The sequence below is a fragment of the Citrobacter sp. Cf088 genome, assembly GCF_030334295.1.
GTDB lineage: Bacteria > Pseudomonadota > Gammaproteobacteria > Enterobacterales > Enterobacteriaceae > Citrobacter > Citrobacter freundii.
In genome coordinates this window covers 1-4,731 of the sequence record NZ_JAOWEE010000046.1, presented here as the reverse complement: position 1 = coordinate 4,731, position 4,731 = coordinate 1, and the positions used below count along the sequence as shown (strand labels likewise).

The following is a 4,731-nucleotide window of genomic DNA, read 5'->3' as shown; positions in this document are numbered from 1 at the left end:
TTCGTCCATTTCCGCGCAGACGATGACGTCACTGCCCGGCTGTATGCGCGAGGTTACCGACTGCGGCCTGAGTTTTTTAAATGGCGGAAAATCGTGTTGAGGCCAACGCCCATAATGCGGGCGGTTGCCCGGCATCCAACGCCATTCATGGCCATATCAATGATTTTCTGGTGCGTACCGGGTTGAGAAGCGGTGTAAGTGAACTGCAGTTGCCATGTTTTACGGCAGTGAGAGCAGAGATAGCGCTGATGTCCGGCAGTGCTTTTGCCGTTACGCACCACCCCGTCAGTAGCTGAACAGGAGGGACAGCTGATAGAAACAGAAGCCACTGGAGCACCTCAAAAACACCATCATACACTAAATCAGTAAGTTGGCAGCATCACCAACGCACCAGATGTTACAGCGCTGTATCTGGCCCACTGGGAATCTCGTTGGACTGGTGGTGTGGATTACATACCTAATTATTGAATTTTAATCAGGGTTCGGGATGAACCCTGATTTTATCATTTAAGAAACGCTTCAAGTTCGTCCATATCCAGGTCGTTATAAAATGAACGCCAACCTTTACGGGCTAAATTCGGATGCAGCATTTTGATGTTGCTTAATGGCATAATGCTGCTTAGTCCCATTTTAATAAAGTATTCATATACCAGGCGGCTGTACCGGTCAAAATCGGTAAGCGGTCTCGACAGAAGGTATGCTGCCTCTGACATAGTCAATCCCTGTATATGCAACCTGTAACCCAGCAGACGGCTGCATGTATCGCGCATAACACCGCGTGTTAGCGGGAATAACTCATCACTTACAAGATGTTCAGGTAAGTGAGTTCTCGGGCACTGAACAGGATTTATACCCCTGATATAGCACTCATCATTCTCAAGGATACAAAACTGGGGTTCCGGGCCGGAAAAAGAGTTACCAAGAAAGCCGCAGGGATCGATCACGCCACCACCCTTAAGTGCTATCCATCCGTACTGAGTTTCAGTGACTTGGTATAACCCACGATCTCCTGGATTGATGCGTTCTTTGACCTTTTTTCGACGTGTTCCTATAGTAGCAGTTCCGGCAATTACTCCCTGATCTACCAGTGCTCGGCATACGATGTAGGATCTCGCCTCTGACCATTCAATCCAGGGTAAACCAATGTGGTAACTGGTCGAAACCAGCCTTAAGCCGTCGATGCATGAATCTGTCATGTAACTTCTCCCGAAAAAAAAGCGCACCAAAGATGCGCTCGTATTTTCAATTCAACAGTCAGGCTTTGGATTTTTTGGCCAACTTGTCCGTTTGCTTAGAAAGTTCCTTTTTTGTGAATTTGAGGGAATCGGTTCGTTTATCAGGATCGCCAACAGCCTGAAGAATCAACGAGTAGGAGTTTTCGCCATTGAGTACAAAGAGGTCGGTTGCCTGCGACCATGCCCCCTTGTTTTCAGAACGCTGTACCCGCAGGATATTTCCTGGGAGGAGTGAGACTGACCAACCTTTTTCATCAGAAAGGTATACGTTGACCTTACCTTTCGATGGTAACAAGAATACTTTTGATGAAAAGGTTGAATAAACGAATACCGTATTTTGTCCCTGCGAATTGTATTCAACAGTTTTAAAGTGCCCACTATAGTCCAGGTCAGCGCCAGTAAGCGCATTCTTCTCCTGAACAACAAACTGTTGGGCTGTATAGCCTTCTGATGCTGCTTTATAGTCTGACGTAGCAGTAGTTTTAGTGGGTTCCGTATAACCGAACTCAGCTGGGTCAATTTGATGGCCAGAGGTATCTTTAGTGATGTTTTCAACACCTGCAATATCACGTGTGGTAGGTGATGGCGGTGTTTGAACCGGGTTGGTCTGCGCCGCAGCGTGTTGATTTGGTTCTGCTGTAACTGGAGCTGAAGCCGGGGCTTCACTAGTGGCCCCAGATAGTGCTTTTTTAGCGATTTCCTGTGCAGGAGTTATCTCAACCGTTCCAGGTTGCTCTGCGTTTTGTGAAACCTCGCTACCGTCAGTAAACCCAGGTTCAGCCTTAATTGAGTCAACCAATGACTGCGTAGCAGGATCTGACTTAGATACAACTGGTGAATTTGCATCCGGGTTAGCTGGTGGCGTGGTTGTGGCCATTTTTAGCATCTGATCGCCAAGATTATCAGACGATGCAGGGGAAACACCGGCGCTATCTTGCTTTGTGACAGTAGGTTCACTTTTATCATCATCAGGGGGCGCTGATGCGGGTTCCTGTTCATTATTTGTGATAGGAAGTGTCAGTGTTGGCTGAGGCCCAGCCTCATCGGTATCAAGGTCATCGTCATCCACATCGATACCATGTTGTTTTGCAATATCCGGGTTAACGCTGATCCCACTCTTTGCAACTTCGACGATAGATAGGTTCGGTTCTTTGTCTGGTTTACCATTCATTAAAATAAATGCGCCTAATGTGCTTACCGCAAAGATACCGGCAACCAGGATACTCAAGGTTTTTTTAGAAAATCGCGCCTTAACACTGGGGGTTTCATCTCCAGCATTCTGCGCTGCGCGTTCGCGTAATTTCTCCTGGCCGTATTCAGCACTTGTGCCACGTTTTTCACTCGTCATTGAAAACCTCGTTGATCACTATTCGTTCTGGCCGAAGCCCCAACTCACGGTGTATATGAAAGTGAGCATGATATGGAAAGCCCCATAATCGCGTGAGATGGTTGCCCCGGAATTGATTAGGAAAATATGCTCTCGCGATAATAAACGGATTATATCTTGAGGGAGGTAGCTCTCGAAATTTTGCGGCCTGAAAACGACCGCAAAATGAGATGGTTTTCTTGAAAATAGATTTCTAGAGGTTACGGGTTCCTTTACAAATTGGGTAAGCCGAGCAACCATAGAAATAATTTCCATTCGACATTCTTCTAACCATTTTGCTATGGCAACGGGGACAGCTAGGTATGACATTAAGATCGTATATTTGATTCTCACCTGGACCAACATTTATTATCTCAGTGGCAGGCGGGGGGATTTCTTTATCCTTGATTATTTTCAGAAGTCTGGAACCATCGATAAGCGATAATGTTCCTTTAACATTTGCGCTAAGAGCGAATTCCCATGCATCCTGAGTAAAGAACCCAGAGGTGATGATATAACCCCGCTCATATGCATTGGCTTGCACTACACCGTAAATTTCGCGGACTACCGAGACTCCTACTTTGCTGGTTTTCCATAATTTGCACTGTACCATTTCGCGGCGACCATCTTTTTGCAGCAGAATGTCGACTCCGCCGTCAGCTCCTGTATTAGTCAGAGTTGCTTTGTAGCCATTGAGTTCGAAATGCAGTCTTATAATCTTTTCGAATTGCTCCCATGTCATATTCGAGAGAATTTTCTGGGAATCATTTCCATCCTGAATGGAGGAGTAAATTCGACGTACTTCAGCAAGTTGTACATTTTTTAGCAATGTTGCGACAAACATCATCATCGAAAGGGTTAGAGATGCGCCTCGAAGGATTTCAGGGAGTATGTTACTCACGCCTACAGCAAAACGATTCATTACGAGTGCTAGGGAAGGTGCGAATAAGCAGGTCATTTCTTCCCAAGCTGACTCGCTGATTAAAATTTCGCGGATCTGGGCCGATTTTTTTCCCGCAAACACATCGAATCAGCCTATTTAGGCTATTTTTTCCACCATTTCTGGCGTTATTTCCGGTTTTTACTGAGATCTCTCCCACTGACGTATCATTTGGTCCACCCGAAACAGGTTGGCCAGGGTGAATAACATCGCCAGTTGGTTATCGTTTTTCAGCAGCCCCTTGTATCTGGCTTTCACGAAGCCGAACTGCCGCTTGATGATGCGAAACGGGTGCTCCACCCTGGCACGGATGCTGGCTTTCATGTATTCGATGTTGATGGCCGTTTTGTTCTTGCGCGGATGCTGCTTCAAGGTTTTTACCTTGCCGGGACGCTCGGCGATCAGCCAGTCCACATCCACCTCGGCCAGCTCCTCGCGCTGTGGCGCTCCTTGGTAGCCGGCATCGGCTGAGACAAATTGCTCCTCTCCATGAAGCAGATTACCCAGCTGATTGAGGTCATGCTCGTTGGCCGCGGTGGTGACTAGGCTGTGGGTCAGGCCACTCTTGGCATCGACACCAATGTGGGCCTTCATGCCAAAGTGCCACTGATTGCCTTTCTTGGTCTGATGCATCTCCGGATCGCGTTGCTGCTCTTTGTTCTTGGTAGAGCTGGGTGCCTCAATGATGGTGGCATCCACCAAAGTGCCTTGGGTCATCATGACGCCTGCTTCGGCCAGCCAGCGATTGATGGTCTTGAACAATTGACGGGCCAGTTGATGCTGCTCGAGCAGGTGGCGGAAATTCATGATGGTGGTGCGATCCGGCAGGGCGCTATCCAGGGATAATCGGGCAAACAGGCGCATGGAGGCGATTTCGTACAGGGCATCTTCCATGGCACCGTCGCTCAGGTTGTACCAATGCTGCATGCAGTGAATACGCAGCATGGTCTCCAGCGGATAGGGCCGTCGGCCATTGCCCGCCTTGGGATAAAACGGCTCGATGACAGCGGTCATATTCTGCCATGGCAGAATCTGCTCCATGCGGGAGAGGAAAATCTCTTTTCGGGTCTGACGGCGCTTAGTGCTGAATTCACTATCGGCGAAGGTGAGTTGATGGCTCATGATGTCCCTCTGGGATGCGCTCCGGATGAATATGATGATCTCATATCAGGAACTTGTTCGCACCTTCC

At 48.0% G+C, this 4,731-nt stretch carries 4 protein-coding genes and 1 pseudogene; all 5 read right to left on the bottom strand.

Annotated features, from left to right (window positions below):
• Window positions 1-329 (bottom strand): annotated as a pseudogene (locus OGV71_RS09865) (IS1-like element IS1B family transposase); the annotation flags it as partial.
• 174 nt (window positions 330-503) lie between these two features.
• Complete coding sequence (locus OGV71_RS09860) at window positions 504-1,196, bottom strand: hypothetical protein (RefSeq protein WP_016241592.1); 693 nt, start codon at window positions 1,194-1,196, stop codon at window positions 504-506.
• 58 nt (window positions 1,197-1,254) lie between these two features.
• Window positions 1,255-2,583 (bottom strand): prolipoprotein diacylglyceryl transferase, encoded by a 1,329-nt coding sequence (locus OGV71_RS09855; RefSeq protein WP_007372213.1) that lies wholly within the window; start codon window positions 2,581-2,583, stop codon window positions 1,255-1,257.
• A 232-nt stretch (window positions 2,584-2,815) separates the two neighbouring features.
• Window positions 2,816-3,625, bottom strand: coding sequence for a restriction endonuclease (locus OGV71_RS09850; protein ID WP_279270927.1), 810 nt, complete (start codon window positions 3,623-3,625; stop codon window positions 2,816-2,818).
• A gap of 57 nt (window positions 3,626-3,682) precedes the next feature.
• On the bottom strand, window positions 3,683-4,663 hold the full coding sequence (locus OGV71_RS09845) for an IS5-like element ISKpn26 family transposase (RefSeq protein ID WP_000019445.1): 981 nt from the start codon (window positions 4,661-4,663) through the stop codon (window positions 3,683-3,685).
• Between the last annotated feature and the right edge of the window lie 68 nt (window positions 4,664-4,731).

Excerpts from the sequence above, each read along its gene's own strand:
- OGV71_RS09860 (WP_016241592.1), bottom strand. The coding sequence starts at position 1,196 with ATGACAGATTCATGCATCGACGGCTTAAGGCTGGTTTCGACCAGTTAC.
- OGV71_RS09845 (WP_000019445.1), bottom strand. The coding sequence starts at position 4,663 with ATGAGCCATCAACTCACCTTCGCCGATAGTGAATTCAGCACTAAGCGC.
- OGV71_RS09855 (WP_007372213.1), bottom strand. The coding sequence starts at position 2,583 with ATGACGAGTGAAAAACGTGGCACAAGTGCTGAATACGGCCAGGAGAAA.